The organism is Bacillus sp. FDAARGOS_1420 (assembly GCF_019344915.1).
GTDB classification, from domain to species: domain Bacteria; phylum Bacillota; class Bacilli; order Bacillales; family Bacillaceae_G; genus Bacillus_A; species Bacillus_A mycoides.
Genome location: NZ_JAHWJB010000002.1, coordinates 1,210,443 through 1,233,299, shown reverse-complemented (window position 1 = coordinate 1,233,299; position 22,857 = coordinate 1,210,443). Strand labels below are relative to the sequence as shown.

At 33.9% G+C, this 22,857-nt stretch carries 25 protein-coding genes and 2 pseudogenes; 10 read left to right on the top strand and 17 right to left on the bottom strand.

Annotation, left to right across the window (positions count from 1 at the left end; all coding sequences use genetic code 11):
* Positions 1-238: 238 nt before the first annotated feature.
* The 3 genes and pseudogenes from I6L50_RS16670 to I6L50_RS35855 form a co-directional block, all read left to right on the top strand.
* Positions 239-1,117, top strand: a complete 879-nt coding sequence (locus I6L50_RS16670; protein ID WP_113938540.1) for a phosphotransferase — start codon at positions 239-241, stop codon at positions 1,115-1,117.
* Between the two features lie 23 nt (positions 1,118-1,140).
* Positions 1,141-2,007 (top strand): GNAT family N-acetyltransferase, encoded by an 867-nt coding sequence (locus I6L50_RS16665; protein ID WP_113938539.1) that lies wholly within the window; start codon positions 1,141-1,143, stop codon positions 2,005-2,007.
* Positions 2,000-2,134: pseudogene (locus tag I6L50_RS35855) on the top strand (class I SAM-dependent methyltransferase); the annotation flags it as partial. The gene I6L50_RS16665 and the pseudogene I6L50_RS35855, both read left to right, overlap by 8 nt.
* Before the next feature lie 31 nt (positions 2,135-2,165).
* On the opposite strand, the gene alr reads toward I6L50_RS35855, so the two are convergent.
* Positions 2,166-3,341, bottom strand: a complete 1,176-nt coding sequence (gene alr, locus I6L50_RS16660) for an alanine racemase (RefSeq protein ID WP_219302088.1) — start codon at positions 3,339-3,341, stop codon at positions 2,166-2,168.
* Positions 3,342-3,512: 171 nt separating this feature from the next.
* Here alr and I6L50_RS16655 point away from each other — a divergent pair, with 171 nt between their 5' ends.
* Positions 3,513-3,974 (top strand): DinB family protein, encoded by a 462-nt coding sequence (locus I6L50_RS16655; RefSeq protein ID WP_219302087.1) that lies wholly within the window; start codon positions 3,513-3,515, stop codon positions 3,972-3,974.
* A 7-nt stretch (positions 3,975-3,981) separates the two neighbouring features.
* Here the strand turns inward: I6L50_RS16655 and I6L50_RS16650 are convergent, their stop codons facing one another.
* The 5 genes and pseudogenes from I6L50_RS16650 to I6L50_RS16630 all read right to left on the bottom strand — a co-directional run bounded on the left by I6L50_RS16650 (position 3,982) and on the right by I6L50_RS16630 (position 7,764).
* On the bottom strand, positions 3,982-4,758 hold the full coding sequence (locus tag I6L50_RS16650; protein WP_219302086.1) for a Cof-type HAD-IIB family hydrolase: 777 nt from the start codon (positions 4,756-4,758) through the stop codon (positions 3,982-3,984).
* A gap of 6 nt (positions 4,759-4,764) precedes the next feature.
* Positions 4,765-5,025, bottom strand: a pseudogene (locus I6L50_RS16645) (histidine phosphatase family protein); the annotation flags it as partial.
* Between the two features lie 111 nt (positions 5,026-5,136).
* Positions 5,137-6,270, bottom strand: a complete 1,134-nt coding sequence (gene spoIIP / locus I6L50_RS16640; RefSeq protein ID WP_307896995.1) for a stage II sporulation protein P — start codon at positions 6,268-6,270, stop codon at positions 5,137-5,139.
* Between the two features lie 91 nt (positions 6,271-6,361).
* Positions 6,362-7,333 carry an SPFH domain-containing protein gene (locus tag I6L50_RS16635; protein WP_002012471.1) on the bottom strand — a complete coding sequence of 324 codons (972 nt, stop codon included), beginning with the start codon at positions 7,331-7,333 and terminating at the stop codon, positions 6,362-6,364.
* Positions 7,334-7,335: 2 nt separating this feature from the next.
* A complete protein-coding gene (locus tag I6L50_RS16630) occupies positions 7,336-7,764 on the bottom strand; it encodes an NfeD family protein (protein ID WP_219302084.1) in 429 nt (142 codons plus the stop codon).
* 280 nt (positions 7,765-8,044) lie between these two features.
* Between I6L50_RS16630 and I6L50_RS16625 the strand changes: the two genes are divergently transcribed.
* Positions 8,045-9,262 (top strand): MFS transporter, encoded by a 1,218-nt coding sequence (locus I6L50_RS16625; protein ID WP_219302083.1) that lies wholly within the window; start codon positions 8,045-8,047, stop codon positions 9,260-9,262.
* A gap of 50 nt (positions 9,263-9,312) precedes the next feature.
* Here the strand turns inward: I6L50_RS16625 and I6L50_RS16620 are convergent, their stop codons facing one another.
* The 5 genes from I6L50_RS16620 to spoIIP (I6L50_RS16600) form a co-directional block, all read right to left on the bottom strand.
* Positions 9,313-10,788: an amidase family protein gene (locus I6L50_RS16620; protein WP_201067013.1), complete on the bottom strand. Its 1,476-nt coding sequence runs from the start codon at positions 10,786-10,788 to the stop codon at positions 9,313-9,315.
* Between the two features lie 187 nt (positions 10,789-10,975).
* On the bottom strand, positions 10,976-11,422 hold the full coding sequence (locus I6L50_RS16615; protein ID WP_002127013.1) for an NUDIX hydrolase: 447 nt from the start codon (positions 11,420-11,422) through the stop codon (positions 10,976-10,978).
* A 23-nt stretch (positions 11,423-11,445) separates the two neighbouring features.
* A complete protein-coding gene (locus I6L50_RS16610; protein ID WP_219302082.1) occupies positions 11,446-12,186 on the bottom strand; it encodes a M15 family metallopeptidase in 741 nt (246 codons plus the stop codon).
* An 11-nt stretch (positions 12,187-12,197) separates the two neighbouring features.
* Complete coding sequence (locus I6L50_RS16605) at positions 12,198-12,695, bottom strand: GNAT family N-acetyltransferase (RefSeq protein WP_219302081.1); 498 nt, start codon at positions 12,693-12,695, stop codon at positions 12,198-12,200.
* Between the two features lie 289 nt (positions 12,696-12,984).
* Positions 12,985-14,139: a stage II sporulation protein SpoIIP gene (spoIIP, locus tag I6L50_RS16600; protein WP_219302080.1), complete on the bottom strand. Its 1,155-nt coding sequence runs from the start codon at positions 14,137-14,139 to the stop codon at positions 12,985-12,987.
* An 89-nt stretch (positions 14,140-14,228) separates the two neighbouring features.
* On the opposite strand from spoIIP (I6L50_RS16600), the gene I6L50_RS16595 reads away from it, so the two are divergent.
* Positions 14,229-14,525, top strand: coding sequence for a hypothetical protein (locus tag I6L50_RS16595; protein ID WP_002012463.1), 297 nt, complete (start codon positions 14,229-14,231; stop codon positions 14,523-14,525).
* Between the two features lie 4 nt (positions 14,526-14,529).
* Positions 14,530-14,835, top strand: a complete 306-nt coding sequence (locus tag I6L50_RS34880; protein WP_257475394.1) for a permease — start codon at positions 14,530-14,532, stop codon at positions 14,833-14,835.
* On the opposite strand, the gene I6L50_RS16590 is transcribed toward I6L50_RS34880, so the two are convergent.
* From I6L50_RS16590 to I6L50_RS16565, 6 genes are all read right to left on the bottom strand, one after another.
* Positions 14,808-15,374 (bottom strand): DUF1572 domain-containing protein, encoded by a 567-nt coding sequence (locus I6L50_RS16590; protein WP_219302079.1) that lies wholly within the window; start codon positions 15,372-15,374, stop codon positions 14,808-14,810. The genes I6L50_RS34880 and I6L50_RS16590 overlap by 28 nt on opposite strands.
* On the bottom strand, positions 15,355-15,684 hold the full coding sequence (gene csaA / locus I6L50_RS16585; protein WP_113938296.1) for a chaperone CsaA: 330 nt from the start codon (positions 15,682-15,684) through the stop codon (positions 15,355-15,357). Before csaA ends, I6L50_RS16590 begins: the two co-directional genes overlap by 20 nt.
* A 67-nt stretch (positions 15,685-15,751) precedes the next feature.
* On the bottom strand, positions 15,752-17,089 hold the full coding sequence (brnQ4, locus tag I6L50_RS16580; RefSeq protein ID WP_395923305.1) for a branched-chain amino acid transport system II carrier protein BrnQ4: 1,338 nt from the start codon (positions 17,087-17,089) through the stop codon (positions 15,752-15,754).
* 443 nt (positions 17,090-17,532) lie between these two features.
* Positions 17,533-18,180: a cyclic di-AMP binding protein CbpA gene (gene cbpA, locus I6L50_RS16575; protein ID WP_002012458.1), complete on the bottom strand. Its 648-nt coding sequence runs from the start codon at positions 18,178-18,180 to the stop codon at positions 17,533-17,535.
* 174 nt (positions 18,181-18,354) lie between these two features.
* On the bottom strand, positions 18,355-18,999 hold the full coding sequence (locus I6L50_RS16570) for an HXXEE domain-containing protein (RefSeq protein WP_113938294.1): 645 nt from the start codon (positions 18,997-18,999) through the stop codon (positions 18,355-18,357).
* Between the two features lie 8 nt (positions 19,000-19,007).
* Entirely contained in the window at positions 19,008-19,595 is a 588-nt protein-coding gene (locus I6L50_RS16565) for a TetR/AcrR family transcriptional regulator (protein ID WP_219302078.1), read from the bottom strand.
* A gap of 350 nt (positions 19,596-19,945) precedes the next feature.
* Between I6L50_RS16565 and I6L50_RS16560 the strand changes: the two genes are divergently transcribed.
* The 3 genes from I6L50_RS16560 (at position 19,946) to I6L50_RS16550 (ending at position 22,835) form a co-directional block, all read left to right on the top strand.
* Entirely contained in the window at positions 19,946-20,833 is an 888-nt protein-coding gene (locus I6L50_RS16560) for a hypothetical protein (RefSeq protein ID WP_113938293.1), read from the top strand.
* A gap of 210 nt (positions 20,834-21,043) precedes the next feature.
* On the top strand, positions 21,044-22,351 hold the full coding sequence (locus I6L50_RS16555) for a hemolysin family protein (protein WP_113938292.1): 1,308 nt from the start codon (positions 21,044-21,046) through the stop codon (positions 22,349-22,351).
* Between the two features lies 1 nt (position 22,352).
* The gene (locus I6L50_RS16550) at positions 22,353-22,835 is read left to right on the top strand and encodes a DUF456 domain-containing protein (protein WP_000217328.1); all 483 of its coding nucleotides are present in this window, start codon (positions 22,353-22,355) and stop codon (positions 22,833-22,835) included.
* Positions 22,836-22,857: the final 22 nt, after the last annotated feature.

Here is a 22,857-nt window from a genome sequence, read left to right as displayed (position 1 = left end):
AAAGTAGGCTTAACCTTTCATTTATTGAAAAATACGGGATTTATATTCAGGAATTTTTACAGATTTATCGTCAGAAACATTATTTTGATAATTCATACAAAACTAGAAAAATATAATTTTCACACTGATTTCTCACCATAAATTTATTTAAGTTCTATGTTGTCCCCATCATTATCCACTTGGTACATATTTTGTTATATAATGAATTTATAGAATTTACAGAATAAGGGGACCTTTCATGCTACAACAACTATTCACTTCACCTATTTTATCTGTTCAAACTTTACACCCAGGCTATGTAGACCATGCAAGCGACGTGTTTCTTGTTAAAACAGAAGCTGAAGAAGTTATTGTTCGTTCCTCAAAAATGACTGAAGAGCCCAACAATGATTTTTGGTGGGGATGTAAAAATCTTTTTGGAATTGATCCAAGGCATGTACATCATTTAGAAACAATACACGCATTATTGAAAAAGCATACTACCTTACCCATCCCGACTATTTTGCAAAAACATGTTTTAAATGAGCGAGAGTATGTAATCGTCGGAAAACTAACCGGAAATACGCTGCAATCATTTATCGAACAACCTGATTCTATTTTATTCAGCCTTGGAAAAGGACTAGCAGAAATTCATTCGTTTCAAGCAGAGTTTATAGGAAACCCATCAAATACTTTCCACATTCCACTAGAAGAATTTAAGTCTCACATATTAAAAGTCAGTAAAGATCTTGTAAATAAGTTCTATTCCGATAACGCGAGCATCCAAAACGCATTCCATACTTTTGAGTCACAGCTCTCTTCCTTGCCGTCACCGAAGGAATCTACACTTGTTTTAATTGATATGGATCCTACTCAGTTTTTATCAGATGGTCAATCTATTACTGGTTTAGTAGATACAGAAGCTTATGCGGTTGCTCCTCGAGAGTTTGATTTTATTGGATTAGAATATGTATTTACAGAAAAAGAGGCTCATGCTTTTAAACAAGGTTACGAAACCATTATGCCCATTCCTCGTCTTGAAGAATGTAGACATCCCTATCGATATTTGTACCGGTTATTATCTGTTCAGGGCAGTGTGGAGTTAGACAAGTGGCTAAGTCATCCATCCTATTTTTAAATACGAATGAGAGGGATTATGAAATGAATATTGAACAAAAGAAATCTTTAACAGAAAACGAAATTCAGCAAATGAAAGATTTATCTCATATTTGCGGACAACACGATCAAATTGATTACTCGTCAGATTTACATATAAACTTTTTAACTGCCCGTAATATAGAAGTGGTAAATGATTTTCTATTTTATGATGATACTCAATTAATCGGTGCATTAAGTATGTATGACTTTGAGAGACCAACAAAACTGGAGTTAATAGGGTTTGTTCATCCGAACTATAGGAAACAACATATAGGCACTACTCTTTTACAAACCGCAATGAAAGAAATACAAAAAAGAGAGGCAGATGAAGCCCTTCTTATAATTAATGGTGACTCTATTTCGGGGAAATCATTTGCAAAACAAATGAACTTTCCTTATTTATACAGTGAATACGGTATGAAGTTCAAAACAAACGAAGCACAAAAAACATTGAAAAATAATATTAATCTTACCGTTGCATCTTCTGAATTACTTCCTGATCTTATAGAAATCGCTAGTGAAGCTTTTGGAGATTCGGCAGCAAATACATCCACATGGTTACAAAAGATGATGAATTCATCTTCCCATCAAGTTTACAGTGCTCTTATCGATGAAAAAGTGATAGGAACGATTACAGTTACTGAGCAAGAGCAATCTACTACACTATCAGGATTCGCCGTTCATCCTTCTTATCAAGGTAAAGGATATGGTAAAGATATTCTTAGTTATATGGTACGTACACTTATTACAGAAGGAGTTTCAACAATTGAACTAGACGTCGAAACGAAAAATAACAATGCTTTAAAACTATATACACAATGTGGTTTTGAAATTATGACAAAGTATGATTATTATAGATTGTTGGAATAGGAGTGACTTTTCTATCGAGGAAGCATGTTATTTTAGAGACGAAATTATTACCTCTTTAAAATCTGTAGGATGTAACAATATACAACTACACGGTATAAATAGAACATTTTTCATTTGTCAAAAATAAAAAAACTGAATCATATCGATTCAGTTTTTTCTTATTTTTTTCTTAATATATTTACAACCGCAGTCGTTTCATCATTTTTTTTATAAACACGTGGAATTCTTCTATCCAACATGCATGTAACTTCATAATTAATTGTACCTAACATATCTGCTATTTCTTCCACCGCAATCTCTTCTTCACCTTGTTTGCCGTAGAATACAACTTCGTCTCCTACTTGTACTGGCATTGCATTTGTAACATCTAGCATAAGCTGATCCATACAAACACGGCCAATTACAGGTACTCGTACTCCGTTTATTAGTGCATGCCCTTTATTAGATAGCTGACGATTATAACCATCAGCATAACCAATCGGTACAGTTGCAATCCATTCTTCGCCCGTTGTTACATAAGTATTCCCATAGCTAACACCACGATTTTTCTTCGCATGTTTAACATGAGCTACTTTTGATTTTAAAGACAACGCTGGCTGTAAGGAAGCAACTGTATGATCCACTTCTCTTGAAGGATACATACCGTAAATTCCAATACCGACACGAACCATATTTTGAAATGTGTTACTAAGTTCCATTGATCCTGCACTGTTTGAACTATGAATATATGGAAAATGAATTCCTAATTCTCCCGCTGTATTTACAGCTTTCTCAAACAAACTTGTTTGCATATTTGTATAAGTTTTATCTATTTCATCAGCGGTAGAGTAATGTGTAAACATCCCTACTACTTCTACATATCGCATACGTTTTAACTCTTCAAAAAACGGTTTAACTTCTTCTTCCTGTAAACCAATACGGCTCATTCCTGTATCAATTTTCACATGAATTCGCACTTTCTTTTGAAGATGGTTTGCAACTTCATCTATACCTTGTAAATCTTCTACTCTATAAACAGTCATCATAACGTCGTATTGAATTACATCTTCTACAGCTGCTACTGGTGTATATCCTAAAATTAAAATAGGTACAGTAATTCCAGCTTCTCTTAATTCAATTGCTTCATCTACAAATGCAACTGCAAGTTGGTTTATTCCTGCTTCAATAGCCGATTTCGCAACTTCAACTGCCCCATGACCATACCCATTCGCTTTTACAGCAGCCATCATCGCAATATTTTCATCATTCACACGTTTTTTAAATTCTTTTACATTATGTTTTACAGCATTTAAGTCAACTTCAACAATTGTATCTCTTCCATATTTCAAGCTCATTGGTCTAACTCCTAACTCAATAATTACATTCCATTCTATTTCACGTTTCATATGACCTTTTACAATATAATACTTTTCACTATGCTAGTCAAACTACTAGAATTTTCGGAATTTTGAGTATGATATAATACCCTTAAGAAACTATTATATACGGAGGTGAGAATAATTACAATGTTTGTTCCATCTGCATTGAATCAAGTTAAAATTGCTATCGATACTTCCATTCAAATACTGAGCCAGTATACTGAAAGTGACCTGAAAATAAAGCCGATTGAATCAAAGCGGTCATTATTTGAAATGTGCACACATCTTTCCCTTATTTTCCATGCTGATTTACTCATATTAAATGGTATTACGAAAAAAGACTTACATACCTTTTATATAGAACAAACACCAGAAACAATTACTCAAATACAGCAAACGATGATACAAGGGTACGATTTACTTTCTAAAACTTTTTTATCCTATTCCAATGAAGAATTAGCGGAAATTATGACTGCTTATTGGGGTATTTCTTACTCTCGATTCGAATGGTTACTTGAAATCGTTGCACATTTTTATCATCATCGCGGGCAAATTCATATTTTATTATGTGAGCACATTAAAGATCCTAACATACCTTTATTTCAATAAAGGTATGTTAGACGACATTAAACTTCTTTAAGGCAAATAAAATACCACCTTCACTCGCCTTCTTTGTAACGAAATCAGCTCTTGTTTTTAACTCTTCTCCACCATTCTCCATCGCAATTCCTAGTCCTACATACTGTAACATCTCAATATCATTTCCACCGTCACCAAAAGCAATTGCTTCTGATTTACAAATTTTCAGATGTTCCAATACCTTTTGAATTGCAGTTAGCTTCGATACTTTACTATCTTCCAACACATTCATAACGTAACCATGAAAACGTTCAAACGTAAGTGCTGGATATCTTTCAAAGAATTTTTGAGCTTCTGTTTCATCAGCATACAGACATACACAATAAATCTCTTCTGATAAGTTTCTAACTTTGTCAGGATACCGCTCTAAATTTAACGTTTCATTTAATGCTCGTATTACACGTTCGTCTTTTGAGGCAATACCATTCATTACAAATTCCTCTGTAAAATAAGAAACACTGTGACCATGTAATTCAGCGAAATTTGAAATATCATGAACAATTCCTCTTGAAAGTACCGATTTATGTATAACTTCATCAGCACATTTTATATGTGCACCATTTGCAGAAATAAACGTATTTATGCCTAGTCCCTCAAATTGTGAGCATAAGCTATATGGTCTCCCTGTTGTAACAACTACTTGTATTCCTTTATCTATTAATCTTTGTATCGCTTCTTTTGTACTTTCGTGCATACTTCTGTCAATCTCACTTAAAAGAGTACCATCAACATCAAAAAACACTACTTTGTACATAGGTCTTTACATCCCGTCCAAATGATTCGTATCATTAATGAAATGTACCGTTTTTTGTTCACCATCAATTTCAATTAAGCTTATTCCCGTATCTCCTATTTTAAAGTAATAGTCCATTGAGATTGGCATTTTGAAAAATGCACGTAATATACTATTCATTACACCACCATGTGCAACAATTGCAATTCGGTCATATGTATTCTCTGTCACGATTTTAGAAAAGATTCCTTCTATTCTCATTCTAAATTCAATAAATGATTCACCGTGGCGTATTAATATTATTTGCATATTTCCCCTGCTCCCTCATTTAATATTCACAAGATTCCATTATATCACATTCTTACCTTTCCATAACAAAAAAGAACGGTCTCCCGTTCCTCACCCATTTACTTTCTCTGCATCGTTCCAATAATACTTACTCAATGCTTCTGTTAATACATCAATCGTGTTATATAATTCATCCAATGTATTATCAACACCACCAACTTCAATTAACATTGCGTTTTTAGATAAATCTTGATTATAAACACCATTTCCATCTTTTTTATACTTCGGAAAAATCCCTCTACTTAATCCGTAATAATTTTCATCTAAATAACTATTGATTGCTCTTGCAATTTTTTCATTTTCAGCACGCCCTTCATTTTCCATCCCAATTATAAAATATAATCTTGCATACGATTTCCCGTTAATTACTTTTGTTGTTACCTTCTTCCGCTGATCATCACGGTGTATATCAATCGGAAACGCAATTTTATTATTTTGTGCTAATGTTTCTTTTACATATTCATGAGACGCTTTATATGATTGCGGCCATTTCCATTTTTTACTCGCTAATAAATCCCCCATATTCGTTTTATCATGAACTACCGGAATTCCTTGTCCTTCAAGTTGTTCTTTCATACGTTTCCCTAGTAAGGACACATTTACATCTGGACTTGATGGATCGGTAGCCCCTGGTAATAACGGAAAGAAAGATTCCCAGCTATGTGTATGATAAATATATACTGCACTTTCACCTTTTTTCGCTCCGTTCTTTTTCTGAACCGGATTATTCTTTTCAGCTTCTGTAACTTTATCTTTTGCTACTTCTCGCTCTTTCGTTACTTCTTCAATCGGTACACTAGATTCATTTGGGATATTCGTAAAGTTTGTCCCTTCCCCAGCTACGATAATGTTAGAGTAATACTTTGACATACCAGGCACTTCTTTACCGACAAACGTTCTTAAATCTTTAATTTTCAAATCCGTCGCCATCGAGAACATTAAATTTCCAAATGACTCCCTTTTATTCTGCTTAAAATAATCAAATCCGTAATAGCGATTCTCACTTTCTATCATTTGAACAAAACCTTGCATCGATACTTTTCCAAACCATTGATTCGCGTAATTCGATTTCATTGTATGTAAAAGCGACGTCAAAATCGACGCAATAATAATTATGACTAGTGCATATAGAAAGAGTAACGAGATTAGTTTCTTCCCATGTATACGGGTTGCATACTTTTTCACTGTATCACCTTCTTTATACATGGATATGTACAAGCCTTTCGTAATATACGCAAAAAAAAGAGAAATGGCATCCCATTTCTCTTCCTCACTCTTATTGTTCTTTTTCTGTATCTGACGAAGGTAATTTCTTCGTTTGTTTCTCTTTAAAGATTTCCCCAATTGCCCCAAGAGTACCAAGTGTTTCAATTGCATTAGATGGAATAAATACTTTATTTGCTGGGCCTTTTGCAACCTCAATCAATGATTCAAATGATTTATAAGCAAGTACGCGCTCATCTAAATCTGCTGCGCGAAGTAATTCAATTCGGTTTTGTTCTGCTTTTGCAATTTCCTCAATCGCTCTCGCTTCCCCTTGCGCTTCTAATTCTTTCGCTTCTCGTATACCTTCCGCTTCACGAATACGCGCTTCTTTATCCCCTTCAGCCATTAAAATTTTACTTTGTTTTTCCCCTTCAGCACGAAGGACTTTATCTTGTTTCGCTGCTTCAGCTTCTAAAATGATCGCACGTTTATTACGTTCTGCTTTCATTTGTTTTTCCATTGATACTTGCACATCTTTTGGTGGATTAATATCGACTATTTCGACACGCTCAATACGAACGCCCCATTTTTCTGTCGCTTCATCAAGTGCTAAACGAATTTCTGTTGAAATTTTTTCACGACCTGATAATGTTTCATCAAGCTCCATTTTACCAATAATTTGACGCATTGTTGCAGATGTAATATTACGAACACCATATTCATAGTTTGAAATACCATATGTCGCAAGCTCTGGTTCAACAATTTGATAGAAAATAATTGTATCAATTTCTACTTGTACATTATCTTTCGTTATTACCTTTTGTGGTGGTACATTCGTTTGTTGAATACGTAAATCGTGATATACACGAACGCGGTCTACAATTGGGATTAGAATATTTAATCCAGGGTGCATAATCCGTTGAAATTTACCAAACCTTTCAACGACCCCAACTTTTTGCTGAGAAATAATTTTAATTGTCAATGCAATAAATACAACGACAATCAATGCGAAAATAATCGTTAACGTTAATGCTACTGCCATATTTATTCACTCTCCCTTTTCACTTGTAAAATAGTACTATGCCTCTGTATAACAACGATTTTTTCTCCAGCATCAATAGGAGTATCCGAAATAGCTGTCCAAGTATCTCCATCCACTTTCACAATACCGTTCACTTCACTTGTAATCGTTTGCATAACAATTCCCTTTTTACCAACAAGTTTATCTACTGTATCAGTAAAACCTTTTGCTTCTCGAAAGTTTTTAGAAATTCTTTTCGTAAAGAAAGTCAATGTTAAACTTACAATCGCCCCAACAACAACTTGTAAAAATAGTGCATCAGGAGCAAACAAAGCAATAAGACCTCCGACAACAGCTCCAATTCCAAGCCAAAGCATGTAAAACGTAATCGACAACATTTCTGCAATAAATAAAATACCCGCTATTATAAACCAAATCACCCATCCAGCCATATGCAACCCTCACTTTCTTTCTCATTTTCTATATGTATATGAAGAAAAGAATGGTTTATCCGCCCTTTCTCATAGAGGGGGCGTTTGCTACAAGCTATTATATGTATTCGCTGTTACAACAAGCATTAATAAAATGCTATATTAATATATTCTTCATTATACACGAAAATCCCTTTCAAAAAATGACAAAAAATTTAATTCTTTCAAAAATATAACTTACAGATTATAATGATTAAAATTAAAATTAAAAGCAGTATTGATTTGAAAGGTGGTATTCTTATTGCCTAAACGTTCACTAACTTACTATTTGGGCTCCAAAATATGCATTACTCTCGCTGACATTGTATACATAATGATTATTACAACTCACATCTATATTACAACTAGATCAGCTACAATTACTGCTCTTTTTCCATTATTACAAGTTATCACAAATCTTATCGCGAACACCTCTGCACCACTTATAATGAATCGGTTTCCATCTTATTCATTGCTATATACTCTACAATGGATTAAAACAGCTCTTTTAATATTGTTAATGATATTATTTCCTATACTATCAACAAACATTTCTGCTCTTTTAACTTTTGTTATTTTCATTTCATTATGTAGTGGCTGGAGCGCTCCTCTACTATACGCAGTTATCCCGCGCTTAACACCACAAGAAAAATTAGTAAAAGTAAATAGTGTCTTTTCCTTTTCAACACAAATTATACAAGCCGCTGCATACTCATTTACAAGCATAATTGTTCTTCTCATTGGCGTTACTTCGACACTCATGATTAATAACATATTGATGATTTTCGGATGTATTACATTACACCTTTCATTACAATCTATACAAGCTGAACGAGTAGCAGAACCCACTTCTTCGAAAACTACTGCATTATTAGAAGGATGGAAACTGTTATTTCAACACCCATCTCTGCGCATCGTTACAATTATGGACTTAATTGAAACTTTCGCAGGGACGATATGGATCGGTGCTATTACGATGGCATATGTAACGACTGTTCTTCATAAAGGCGAAGATTGGTGGGGATATATTAACACAAGTTATTACGTCGGCACATTAATTGGCGGGATATTAGCGTGGAAAATGAGTACATATATTCAAAAAAATTTAATACGCTCCATGGCGATAGGCTCTCTTATGTTTAGTATTCTTACATTTTTATATGGTATGACAAGTAGCGGATTTATTGCTCTATTTCTTTGTGTTCTAATGGGACCATGTTATCAAATTAGAGATATTTCTCAAACGACGGTTTTACAATCAAGCGTCACTCCTTCTTTATTAGCGAAGATGTATACAGCTCATGGTGCACTTCTCTCGACAGCTTCTGGTCTTTCTATGCTTAGCGTTGGAATTATTACTGATATGTTCGGCGTTCGTACTATTTATATTATCGCCGCTTTTCTTATTTTATGTTCTGCTTGTTTATCCTTTAACTTATTAAAATATCAGAAGACGGAGCAGAAAGATATTTCACTTTAATCAATAAAACAAAAAGGACAGGAATTCCTGTCCTTTTTGTTTTATTCTATTCATGACAAGTTGGGAATCTTCCTATGTTTTGTCGCTTGTTCAAAAGCATATGCTAGTTTAATTAATGCCCCTTCACTAAAAGCAGCACTTGCAAGAGTAATTCCAAAAGGCCTCCCATTATCCATATATCCCGCAGGCATTGCTATAGACGGATAACCTGCTTTCGCACATATAGTAGATCCTATATAAGAAGGGAACAGTATCGCATCAAGATTATATTTTTCCAATGCAAAATCAATACCTTGTTTCTGCGAAAAGTATATATCTTCTAATCTTGCCTTTAAATATTCAGGATTTCTTAACGTATTAGGAAAATCTTTTTTTCTTTCTAACTTAGTTTGTCCATATTTCAAAGCTCTTTCTGCTATGTTTTTATTAAACTCCATTAACTCCGAAATAGAATGTACTGGAATAGTAGAAGGTAATTTAGAAAGATAGTTATCTAAGCTATGCTTCAGTTCATAAAGCGGAACTCCCCAGCTCCATTCTCTATGAAAAGATGGAATATCAATATCTTCTACTATTGTCGCTCCCTTACTACGTAAAACTTGAATCGTTTCCTTAAACAATTTTTCATCGTATTCTCCAGATTCATAATAATCTTTTGGCGCATTGCTAAATACACCAATCTTCGCCCCCTTTAAACCGTTAGCATCAAGATAAGATGTATAATCTTGATATGCCATGCCTTCACTTTTATGAGTGGCTACATCCTTCTCATCCACCCCAGTTAGACTCCCTAGTAAAATAGCAGCATCTGTTACTGTTCTAGCAAATGGCCCAGCTGTATCTTGTGAATAAGTGAAAGGAATAATTCCACTACGACTAATTAACCCAACAGTCGGCTTAATACCTACAACCGAGTTTTGAACAGCTGGGCTCAAAATAGAAGCATCTGTCTCTGTTCCAACGGATAATACAGTAAAGTTAGCGGCAACTGCTATAGCAGACCCTGTACTTGAGCCACCAACGAACATATCATCCTTTCCTGTACCGTAAGGATTAATTGTTTGACCACCTCTAGCGCTATATCCAGCCCACATTTCAAAAGACATTGCATTTGCTAGTTCTGTCATATTTGTTTTACCTATTATAATTGATCCTGCTTCTCGAAGTTTTGTAACGAGAAATGCATCTTCACTACTTATATTTTGTTCTAGGGCAATCGTACCAGCACTTGTATGCATCGAGTCATTCGTTTCAATATTATCCTTAAGTAAAACAGGTATACCATGTAATGGACCTCTTACACCTTTTGTCTTTCTTTCATAATCTAACGCTTCTGCAATAAAGATAGCATCTGGATTGATTTCTAAAATAGAATTGATTTTCGGTCCATCTTGGTCATACTTTGCGATTCTATGAAGGTAATACATGACTAGTTCTTTTGAAGTTAACTTCCCAGCTTCCATTTCCTTTTGAATATCATGAATTGTTAATTCTTTTTGCAGTAGGGTATTGAACTGAATTTCCATTTTCATTCTCCTTTTATAAGTCCTTTTATATATGACGTATGTCTATTACTTTTTCATTTTCTCCGCTCCTCGTATTAACAACTACTATCCCTATACAGGAATTCAACTCGCCAGTTTAAAAACCTTTAATTTCCAGAGAAATAAAAAGAGTCTGAAACGAATACAATATCGCCTCAGACCCTTTTTATTATTTTACATATACCTCTTCTAACAAATGTAAAAACTCGCCTTGTTTACCTGCTAATTCAGGGCATTTGTTAATATCAACCCACTCATAACAAAATACTAAACCTTTGTCTTCCTCACCAGCACTTACTATATGTTCCCACGTATCTTTCACATCTGTTAATAATGAAATATGGAAAAAATGACGTTTTTGATATTCCTTTTTTTCTTTCATATAAATAATGTAATCAGAAAGGAAGCGCTCGATACAAAAATGGCGTAGTCCTGACTCTTCTTGTACTTCACGTAAAATTGCTGCCTCTAACGTTTCGCCTTCATCTACTGTCCCGCCTGGCACTTGGATACCAGCCTCTCGTATATCACGATGTTTAAAAACGAGTAGTTGCATAACCCCTTCTTTTTCTCTCGTAATATATGCATGTACCTTTTTCTTATATAACATCGTCATCTTAGCCCACTCCCCTCAATTCATTACTGCGTTACTTCTTCAATCGTCAGTTGGTTTTCATATAAATATGTAGCTTGCGGATTCCCAACATACCGTACATGCCACGGTTCATAACGATAACCGGTAATCCCTTCTTTCTCTTTCGTATATCTAATAACAAAACCAAATTTATGGGCATTTTCAGAAAGCCACTTCCCTTCTTTCGTCTCCCCAAAAACAGTTTCTAGCTGAAATTTAGCAGATTGAGATGTAATATCCATAGCTAGTCCTGTTTGATGTTCACTCGTACCAGGGACTGCACTAGACATCGCTGTCTTTGCTTCTCCATCTTGTCTTTTATACATCGTATTTAATGCTTTTTGTCGATCAAAAGATCTAAATCCAGAGACTGCAAAAAGGAAAATCCGCTCCTTATTGGCTTGCTGAAACATTTCCTCAAGTGCCGCCGCTGCCTCTTTCCTCATCTTTTTCTTCTCTTGATCACCTTCACTAGAGTAACGTACTTTCGGAACAACTAAATCTGGCGGTCTATACCCATCTGGTAAACGCCTATTTTTATTCACAAGTACAAGCATCGAATTTGGATTACTAATGACTGCGATATCCCCATCCATATTAGCAATCGTTTCTTTAGCTTTCGGAAATATATTATTTACATTTACTTCCTTCGCCTCTTGATCCTTGTACATCTTATAATTTATTCCTGCTACTCCAATGATCAGTATCATCGCTACGATACCAAGTAGTGCCCATCTTTTTTTCATATAACGACCTCTTATTTTAATAATTTGGCCATTTCATACTCATCGACACCTTTTCCATCGATGATAAGAGCAGATTTTTTGACACCTTCTTGTTCAAATCCAATTTTGCTATATAATGCCTTAGCTCTTGTATTGTGGGCCATTACCGTTAATTCTAAACGCCATACATCATGTAATCTTGCCCACTTCTCTACTTCTTTAAACAGACTCGTTCCAATACCTCGGCCACTATACTCTTGCAAAATACCAATTACAATGCCTGCCACATGTCTCTTTCTTTGAACATCATTACCATTGGCTAAAATAAATCCAACTACTCTATCATCTTTAACTGCTACAAATATTGTTGCATATTCATTTTCTATAAAACGGTGGACCATCTTTTCTTGTTGCTCTACTGTCGTTTTTCTTTCCCCTGGTTCGTATAACATAAATTTCGTTTCTTCGTCTAACTGCTTACTTAATTGTAAAAATGATGCTGCATCTTCTACTCTAACCTCTCGTATCACCTTGATCCCCTACCCATTCTGTTAGTTAAAAATTTTCCTTGTAAAAAGATTTTCTCCACTATTCCGAAAATTCCTTTTTAAATTCCTTACTATAAATAGACAAATTTCGATATCAATATAATAATAGGGAATTTTGTCTATAATGTGACATTTATTTCTACCTATAGATTATGAACAAACAAAAAAAACGTAAGCTTCTTGCTTACGTTTTCCCCATATTAACGAGTATCCTGATTGATGAGGGCTAATAATCAGTTGGATGAACACTCCGGCTAATTAAATTCCCACTTTATCCATTCACTTTTTCAGCTTGCCAAAAATATTCTCCAAATGCCTTAGCAAGAGCATCAATCGATCGATTCAATTCTTCATCTGTATTATCTACGCCACCAACTTCAATTAAAATCGCCTGTCCTGATAAGTCTTGATTATAGACTCCATTTCCTGTTTGGAAGCCTTTTTGAATAACACCACGGCTCACTCCTGGATATTTCTTATTAATTTCCTCATGAAGAGCTGTTGCTAATTGTAAGTTCTTTTCATAATTTTTATTTCCTTTCCCAATTACAAAAGCAAGCTTTGCATATGATTTATCTCCAATTGTTTTTGTCGTGACATTTTTCCGTGCACTATCACGGTGCAAATCGAAAAAATATTGGAGTTCTTTATTACCGGCCATCGCTTCTTGTACAATTTCTCGTGACAGTTTATAAGAACTATTACTGTTTAATCCTTTACTTATTAACTTTTGGCCGACATCAGTCTTATCGTTAGTAGCACCTATACCTTCACTTTCCAGTTGTTCCCGAAAACGATCTCCAACTATTGAAATATTCGTTACAGAACTCGTTGCTTTATTCGGATCTGGGTCATTCGTTAAGTTCAGTAACGGCAAATAAGATTCCCAACTATGTGTATGATAAATGAATGCAACTTGTCTTTTTCCCGTCGTTTGAGATGGTTGTTTCTTCTCTTTATTCGGATCAGGCTTAGGAACTTGTCCAGCTTCTCCAGTCCGTTCCTTCACTACTTCTTCAAGAGGAACACTCGATTCTATCGGTAAGTTGGAGTAATTTGTTCCTTCACCTGCTATAACGATTTCTGTATCATATTTCCCAAATCCCGGAAGTTCTTTCCCGACAAAACTACGTACATCATCAAAACGAATATTCGTAGCCATCGAAAAGAGGAATGAAGAAATAGAAAAGTCTTGATTCAAATTCCGGTACTCCTGTGTAAAATAATGATTCTCCTTCCCAATAACGTACATGTAACCATTCATTGATAACTCATTTAACCAATTATATAAATACGTTGACTTTGTCTCTTTCATGGAAGTTACCATTACACTAATAAGAAAGAAAGTCGCTAATACCGTAGTAATAATAAATATAATTAACTTGCGTACACTTGTTAATTTCACGTAAAAAAAGCCTCGATTCATACTATCACCCTCTCTATTTCAAGTTATGTACAAGCTCTAGAGAATAGACCGCTTAAATTTCGGCTATATTGTTAATGAGGTGAAATGAATTGAAGCTACTAATAGGAACATTACCAATCGTCTTATCATTTATTTTTTATTTGTTTGCTTTACATCCTAAAATTCGTATTGTGCTACATATTTCCGCATACTTAGCACTGTATGTACTCGGGACAATTATTTCTATTAATATATATGATGTTTTAATACAAAATTTAGTTTTCATGACAAGCATTCATGGAATTTTACTGAATCCATTTTTCCTTATTGCAGGAGCGTATATAGGAACATACACTTTATACTTACTTTTGTCTTACATTATTACAAATATAAAAAATGGAGCGTAATGAAATGCAACCACCGTTCATCTGTCATAAATGTAAAAAAAGAATAACGAGAAGGAAAGATCTTATTACCTCTACATGGCATTTCCGCTTTTATTTATTTCACAACACTTGTTTCAAAAATCAGCAATTATTTGTCTCACGTTTTATTCCTATAAATACACTCTTTGGTTTCTTTCTTATTATACATGGGCTTATTGCTGGCAGCATTTTAATGTTCACGGAGCCATCTATCGTTTGGCTTATTTTTTTACTTCCTATCTTATATCGGTTTCTTTCCTATTATTACGTTGAACGTTTTTTCTCTAAATAACTAGTAGACTGACCTCTAGGGATGCTTAAACACTCCCATTCATTTTCTTTTAACATTTTACCAATGTAAATGATTTGTCCAATATGTAAAGCATAATGAGAAATTTGCCTTTCGATTGCTTGCATGACAGTGTACTCTTCTCCGCGAATGTATACTTTCTGCAGAACATTCTCTGGCGTTAAATTATCCAAAGCTTCAAAAACATACTCCCATCCTTCTTGCCACACAGTAAGAGCTTCTTGTTTTGAATTGTAGCCTCCCTCAAATTCAACATCTCGATTACGATCTGCTTTTTCACCATCAGACGTTAAAAAATCCGTCCATCTTGAACGCATATTACCATGTAAATGCTTAATGATAATCGCAATACTATTCGTATCTTTATGAGAAGACCACATTATTTGTTCATAAGATAATTGAGAAAGTACACGTTCTCCTTGTTTTTGTGTTGCCTTGAAATTCGAAATGGCACATTGTAAATATTCTCGTCCGATATCCATGTTTACCCCTACCTTCACACTAACTAATTTTCGTTCCATTTGGCAATTCCATATTAGGCTGAAGCAACACAACATCACCAGCTTCAGGAACTCCACCTAATACAAGCACTTCCGATTTAAATCCAGCTACACGCTTTGGCGGAAAATTTACAACAGCAACAATTTGCTGACCGATTAAGTCTTCTGGATTATATCTCTTCGTAATTTGAGCACTTGACTGCTTGACCCCAAGCTCCCCAAAATCAATTTCTAGTTTAATCGCTGGCACTCTCGCTTCTTTAAATTCCTCTGCATGTGTTACAGTTCCAATTCGTAAATCCAAAGTCAAAAAATCTTCAAAACTAGCCATTTTATCATTCCTCCCAATTATTACTTAGACAAAATACAAAAATCCCCTTTTAAAAAAAGAAAGGCGCCTAAGCACCTTTCTTTTGTAATTCACTTAATTCATTTGATTTATAGAAGAAGAACCCGAGAATCCCGCCAATACATGATGGGATTAACCATCCTATTCCTTCTTTATATAATGGTAACATTTGTAGAACATTAGAAATTGCGTCAATTTTAATATTCGCACTTTCTAAGCCATTAAATAAACTAATTGACAATGCACCTAATATTGCACCAATATAAATTGTATTTCGCTTTCCAATCCATTTATGGAAATATGAAAGTACGATTAATACAATTGCAACTGGATAAATAATCATTAACACAGGTAAAGTGACTGCGATTAATTGTGTTAAACCTAAGTTAGATACAATTAAACTAAACACACATACCATTGTTACAATCGTTTTATGCGAAAGTTTTGGGAATACGTTTGTAAAGAAGCCCGCACAAGCAGATGTTAATCCAACAGAAGTTGTTAAACAAGCGAGTATAATAACAAGTCCTAATAAAATTTTACCACTTGTTCCATATAACTCATTTACAACATTCGTTAAAATAAGTCCACCATTCTCTGAGATCCCAAGTGATGTACTTGTTGAACCAAGATAAGCAAGTGATAAATAGATTAACGTTAAACCAAGTACAGCAATAATACCTGATACAATTGTTATTTTTGCAACTTGACTACTCTCTTTTATTCCTTTAGAGCGGATAACTTGTACAACGACAATTCCAAATACGAGTGCGCTAATTGCATCCATCGTTAAATATCCTTGAATAAATCCACCAAAGAAAGCATTTTCTTTGTATGCCGCTAGCGGCGCAGCTGGTTCTCCAATCGGATCAATAATTGCCTTTCCGACAATAACAGCAACAATCAATACTAACAATGGTGTAAGAAATTTCCCGAACCAATCCACTAATTTAGATGGATTTAATGATAAATACCACGTTATTCCGAAGAAAACTATAGTGAAAAGAAATAGCATGTACCACTCAGAAACCATTGTCTCTGATAGAAATGGCTTCATACCCATTTCAAATGAAACAGCTCCAGTACGCGGAATCGCGAAAAATGGTCCAATCGCTAAATAACTAATCAATGGGAAAATAAACGCAAATATAGGGTGAACTCTAGAAGATAGCGCTTTCAAGTCCCCCTCTACAAACGCGACAGCTGTTACAGCTAATAGGGGTAATCCGACTCCCGTTACAAGGAATCCAATTGTAGCAATCCAAACATTTTCTCCTGCTTGTTGACCTAAAACTGGCGGGAAAATTAAATTTCCTGCCCCTAAAAATAGTGCAAATAACATTAAACCAATCGCTACCGTATCACCTGGCCTTAAACGTCCCTTCATGCTTTTCATTTGCATAGCACTTTTTCATTGTTTATCTCTCTTTTCACAATATGCTATGCATCCTCCTCTCTGCTCAAGATGATAAAATATGCCCCTTACAAAGCAATGTCTTTCTCCATAATTTCTCCATTCCCCTTATTCTTACTCTAATTATTAATTTTTGATTTTTTTGAATATTCAAGTCATTAGAGTGTTATAACGTGGAGTTTAGTTGTCAGACCTCTTTGTTTTTATCACACATATAGTAACATATTTGGCTGAAAAATAAAAACATATTTTTAAATAGAATTTTTTGAAAATCAAAATTATCCACACATACCTCCTTTATTTATTTTATTACACAAATTTTTTTAGAAATTTACGATTTTTACATTTTATTATATTTGAATATTTTTATACGAAAGAAAGTAAAAGCCATCAAAAAATAAGATGGCTTTTACTTGTTAGTCTATCGTTTCAACTTCACGTGGATTATTCATCTCTTCAACATACACAACTCTAAATCCATGATCTTCTAAATCCTTTAGCAATGTTTCTAATTCACTATCTTCAAACTCTTCTCCCAATGTAAACATTATTCTACGTACTAATAAAGCATCATTATCAAAAGTCATTAAGCTTTGAATACCAGTGTATTTCTTTAGCACTGTCGATAATTTTTGAATGGCCCCATTATAATCTTGTGTTCCAATCATGACAGAATATTTACTAGAATGGACTCCCCATGCATCTTCTAATAACTCAAAAACTTTTTTATGCGTTAAAATCCCCAGGAAAACTCCTTTTTCATCAACTACTGATAAATAAGGTAATTTTTTTATTGTAAAAAATACTTTAAAGAACGAAGAATCTTCTCTCACATATCCTTCTTTATCATTTAATATTTGTACTACACTCTCTTCAAGTGAACCTTTATATTCTAAAATATCTACTTTATATATATTCCCTAAGTATTTCTCTTTTTTTTCATCTAAAACTGGTACACAACGATACCCAGTTTTATTTAAATGCTCCAGTGCTTCCCCTATCGTAATTGAACTTGAGCAAAATAACACTTCCCTTTTCGGCACATAATTTCCTTTAATCCTCATAAACAGCCTCCTTATGTTAAAATACTTTCTGTGCCATAACTATATTATATTTTCAGAAAAAAATAAATATATTATTTTATTTTTCTGAAAATTATTCATTTTTCCGTCATAATTTATTCATGAATCATTCACTTGTACTCTCTTCAGCATCAAAAATCCCTTCTGAATTCTGGATCACTTTACTGCATCATTGTACGGACCTAATTGCTTTTTAGAAAAACAATGATTTGTCTCCTTACTTTTCATTAACATATTTCCTTTTATAATTAAAAAATAGGTTGCTACTAGAAAATAGATCAGCCCTAATATCCAATCCAAATTTGTAGCTAGATTGTGTAAAAGAACATATCTCATATATGCATAACCAATCGGAACATGTAGTAATACAACCGCACCTAATCCCGGATTGTATATTGTTTTAGCTTTTATATTCGCAAAAATACCATGCCATATGAATTGAAAAAACCCCATTAAAATAGGTGCCATCCCAAGCCATATTATATTTTGAAAGAAAACCGGAAGTAAATAAAAAACATACGCAATCAAAATATTTATTACCATAGCAGATTGCGTATTTAATGGATAGCGATCTGGTATATCACTTTTAAATATAACTACATTGAACAGACCAGCGAAATAACCTGGCCAACGATACTCTTCAAATTGATGCACTAAAATGGCTACAAAACTTAACGCTAACAGTACTTTTATTTCACTTATTTCTCCCAAATTCGCGACTAAACAAACAACGACAACAATAGCCACAACTAACCCTATATCATACCAATGCTTTCTAAAGAAACTAACCATCGCTATCACCCACTATCTCAATTTTTATAAAAATAGCGTTCAAATAGGAAATCAATCTGTTTTTCTATAGGCAGTACTCTTATATCTGCCCCTGATTCAAGAATTGGCATCATTAATGCTGGAAGAAAAATGGATCCAAATATTTGCACTGTCATCATCATTAAAATTTCCTGATCCGTTTCATTTGTTATTTCGCTCAAAATATTCTTCACTTTACTAAAACCTAGCCTCTTCAAAAAATCTCCATATTCGTATTGAGATGTAAATACCGTAGTTCCCATTGCAATAATCTTCCTGACTAACTCAGGATATTGCCGGATTACTAGTACATAATCAAATAAAAATATTTTTAATCTTTCTTTCGCTGGTACTGTAATATCATCTAAAATAGAAAAAGTGCCTTGGAAGCTAATTAACAAAACTTTAATCGCCTCACTAATCAACTTTTCTTTTGAACCAAAATGGTAATTTACAAGCGCAATATTTACATCTGACAATGATGCAATTTTCCTTATCGTTACCCTTTCAAAACCTTCGTTTTTAATTAACTCCAAGGTTGTATTTAAAATCTTTTCTTTCGTTGATATGTTTTCATTTCCCCCCAACTTATCTCCCCCTCTAGAATTTATCGATTAAACAATGATTTAAACACTGTTTAACTTTATGGTATCACTTTCCAATTTGAAAAATCAATTTAATCCTTTCGACATTTACCTACATTTCTTTTCATTCATCCCATACAAAAAACGTGAAAATGCTAAACTGTTCACGTTTTTTGTATGGATGCTGTTATATACCCTCTCCTGCTTTATATCCCACACATAAAATAAATTTCTAAAAATAATTTAAAACTATCCATATACCAATACGTAAAGAAAAATATATTGTAACTTCCTCTGAAAAAAGCTAAAATAAGAATAAGAATTTTCTGAATATTATAAGAGTAGGTGATTGTATGTCCTTATTGCGCTCACATATATGTAAATTTATAGCCGGTGTTTTGATTATTTTTGTCATAAGTCCCCTTCCAGCATTATTCATTACACATAATTACTCCTACTTAACTGGATTTGTAAGCATTTTTCATAATTTAGCACAGCCTTCTTCCATTTCAATTCCAACAATTGATTGGATGCATGAGCCTATCCTTTTCTCAGCAAGTCAGCTTGTACATACACAAAATATACTACATACCTCTAACCATTCGTCACCACTGTTCCCCTACATATGGGAAATATATTTTTTATCAATCGTTCGTTTCACATTCACTCTTGTAATCGGTTTCTTTATAAGTCTAGGAATTGGCCATCTATTTTTAAAAGCACCAAACTCATTAAAAAAGTGTAGTTCTTTATTTCGCTGGATACCGTATTCTTTTGGCACTGTGATATTACAATGTTCAGTCCTATTATCACTTCTCTACATATCTAAATTCATAAAGTTTCCTTTCTTCTCTTCTTTTATCATCGTATGTAGCACTTCTATGATAATCGTTATGCAAGCAATTAAAAAATGGCTACCGTTCTTAAATACTACTAATGAATACGAAATAAAAAATTCATCTTTCCTTGTTGATACGTTATTTATTGCGCTTACTTCCAATCATAAATCTATTTTGAGTTCCATTATTCTTTCATTCGTTTTTATGGAATGTATTTTTCATACAAACGGACTATTACAATTTATCGTCCAATTTGGTAGAAATGCACCTATAGTTGTCACAATTGGTTTATTACTACTTTATATTCCATATAGCATCTTATCGTTTCTCCAAGCTTTATGGACAACAAACCACTCTAAACAAAACACGTATACTTTAACTAGAAGTATTTCGAAACCATAACATAGAATAACCGTCTACTTAAATTAAAAGTAGACGGTTATTCCTATTATATAGAGGACAAAATAACAGCAAATTAAAAAAACTACTATAGAAACCTACCATTATTTACCCATTTTCTTTGACTAATCTTTTCATTTGGATTTATTATAAAAGTATAACATAATTACAGGAGGTGACATCTTTATTCCAAATTAGGAATAAAGAACACACTTGGACATATTAAATATTTTTCTCATCTTTATACTTATCCTTATTTCTGGTTTTTTCGTTGCTTCAGAATTCGCTGTCGTAAAAGTACGAAAAAGTCGAATTGACCAGCTTGCTAATGAAGGTAATAAACAAGCATTAGCTGCAAGAAGCGTTTTATCTAACTTAGACGTTTATTTATCCGCTTGTCAGCTTGGCATTACTATCACCTCTTTAGGACTTGGTTGGCTTGGTGAACCAACTGTGGAACATTTACTGCGACCACTATTTGAAAAAATCAATATTACTGGAACAATGGCTAACACGTTATCCTTTATTATTGCTTTTAGTGTGATTACTTTTTTCCATGTTGTATTAGGCGAGTTAGTTCCTAAGTCTTTCGCAATCCAAAAAGCTGAAGCAATCACATTAAAATTTGCAAAACCGCTTATTTTATTTGATAAAATTATGTATCCGTTCATTTGGCTTCTCAATAGTGCAGCTATATTTTTCACAAAATTACTCGGTTTAGAGCCTGCGAAAGAAAATGAACTTGCCCATTCCGAAGAAGAACTACGACTCATTTTAGGTGAAAGCTATAAAAGCGGCGAAATTAATCAAACCGAATATAAATATGTAAATAATATTTTTGAATTTGATGATCGTGTTGCTAAAGAAATTATGGTACCTAGAACTGAAATGGTTTGTTTATCTACTGAAAATACGTTAGAAGAAAATATGAAAATCGTTGCAACTGAAAAGTATACACGTTATCCTATTATTGAAAAGGATAAAGATGATATTATCGGAATGATAAATACGAAAGAGATTTTTCATAATCAAACAAAAGGCATTTACAAACCACTTGATGCCTACATACATCCTGTTTTAACTGTATTTGAAACAGTTCCCATTCGTAAAACGTTAATACACCTCCAAAAGAACCGCGTACAAATGGCGATTGTTATGGATGAATACGGTGGAACTGCTGGCCTTTTAACGATGGAGGATATTCTTGAAGAAATTATCGGCGAAATTCAAGATGAATTTGACGCAGACGAATCACCGATGATTGAAAAGCGTACTCCTAAGCTTACTGTTTTAGATGGGAAAGTACTCATTTCTGAAGTAAATGATATGTTTGGCCTACATATCGATGAAAGTGACTTAGATACAATTGGTGGTTGGCTTCTCTCTCAAGCAATTGATTTAAATATTGAAGCTGGCTATTCAGTTGAATATGATGGTTTTCAATTTAAAGCATTAGAACTTGATGGGCATCAAATTAAAAAGATTGCTGTACATAAATTAGATACTACAAAGGAGTTATAAAGTGACTGTTTTACTAACAATTTGTATCATTGCTTGTTTCATTGTTTCATTTCTTGCCTTTATATACCCCATTATCCCTGGCATCCTTGCCGTATGGGCTGGCTATTTCATTTATCATTTTGGAATAAATGGCGGAGAGTTAACGACATCTTTTTGGATTATTCAAGTCATTTTTACACTCTTCATTTTCGTTGCTGACTTTATTGCAAATGGATACTTCCTAAAAAAATACGGTAGTACAAAATCGGGCGAACGTGTTGGTATGGTTTCTATCATTGTTGGATCGTTCTTCTTCCCACCATTCGGGCTTATTATCATACCGTTCTTATCTGTATTTATTACGGAACTAATGCATAAAAAGGCGCCAAAAGACGCCCTTTTAGTCGGAATTGCAACTGTAGTCGGTTTTTTAAGTAGTACAGTAGCGAAAGCAATTCTCCAAATCATTATGATTATCATCTTTGTATGCTATATCATTTTTTAGCCATCCCTATTTTGGGATGGTT

Bases quoted from the DNA above. Each gene is read 5' to 3' on its own strand.
- I6L50_RS16670 (WP_113938540.1), top strand. From the start codon at position 239: ATGCTACAACAACTATTCACTTCACCTATTTTATCTGTTCAAACTTTA.
- I6L50_RS16665 (WP_113938539.1), top strand. From the start codon at position 1,141: ATGAATATTGAACAAAAGAAATCTTTAACAGAAAACGAAATTCAGCAA.
- alr (WP_219302088.1), bottom strand. From the start codon at position 3,341: ATGAGCTTGAAATATGGAAGAGATACAATTGTTGAAGTTGACTTAAAT.
- I6L50_RS16655 (WP_219302087.1), top strand. From the start codon at position 3,513: ATGTTTGTTCCATCTGCATTGAATCAAGTTAAAATTGCTATCGATACT.
- I6L50_RS16650 (WP_219302086.1), bottom strand. From the start codon at position 4,758: ATGTACAAAGTAGTGTTTTTTGATGTTGATGGTACTCTTTTAAGTGAG.
- I6L50_RS16635 (WP_002012471.1), bottom strand. From the start codon at position 7,333: ATGGCAGTAGCATTAACGTTAACGATTATTTTCGCATTGATTGTCGTT.
- I6L50_RS16630 (WP_219302084.1), bottom strand. From the start codon at position 7,764: ATGGCTGGATGGGTGATTTGGTTTATAATAGCGGGTATTTTATTTATT.
- I6L50_RS16620 (WP_201067013.1), bottom strand. From the start codon at position 10,788: ATGGAAATTCAGTTCAATACCCTACTGCAAAAAGAATTAACAATTCAT.
- I6L50_RS16615 (WP_002127013.1), bottom strand. From the start codon at position 11,422: ATGACGATGTTATATAAGAAAAAGGTACATGCATATATTACGAGAGAA.
- I6L50_RS16610 (WP_219302082.1), bottom strand. From the start codon at position 12,186: ATGAAAAAAAGATGGGCACTACTTGGTATCGTAGCGATGATACTGATC.
- spoIIP (WP_219302080.1), bottom strand. From the start codon at position 14,139: ATGAATCGAGGCTTTTTTTACGTGAAATTAACAAGTGTACGCAAGTTA.
- I6L50_RS34880 (WP_257475394.1), top strand. From the start codon at position 14,530: ATGCAACCACCGTTCATCTGTCATAAATGTAAAAAAAGAATAACGAGA.
- I6L50_RS16590 (WP_219302079.1), bottom strand. From the start codon at position 15,374: ATGGAACGAAAATTAGTTAGTGTGAAGGTAGGGGTAAACATGGATATC.
- csaA (WP_113938296.1), bottom strand. From the start codon at position 15,684: ATGGCTAGTTTTGAAGATTTTTTGACTTTGGATTTACGAATTGGAACT.
- brnQ4 (WP_395923305.1), bottom strand. From the start codon at position 17,089: ATGAAGGGACGTTTAAGGCCAGGTGATACGGTAGCGATTGGTTTAATG.
- cbpA (WP_002012458.1), bottom strand. From the start codon at position 18,180: ATGAGGATTAAAGGAAATTATGTGCCGAAAAGGGAAGTGTTATTTTGC.
- I6L50_RS16560 (WP_113938293.1), top strand. From the start codon at position 19,946: ATGTCCTTATTGCGCTCACATATATGTAAATTTATAGCCGGTGTTTTG.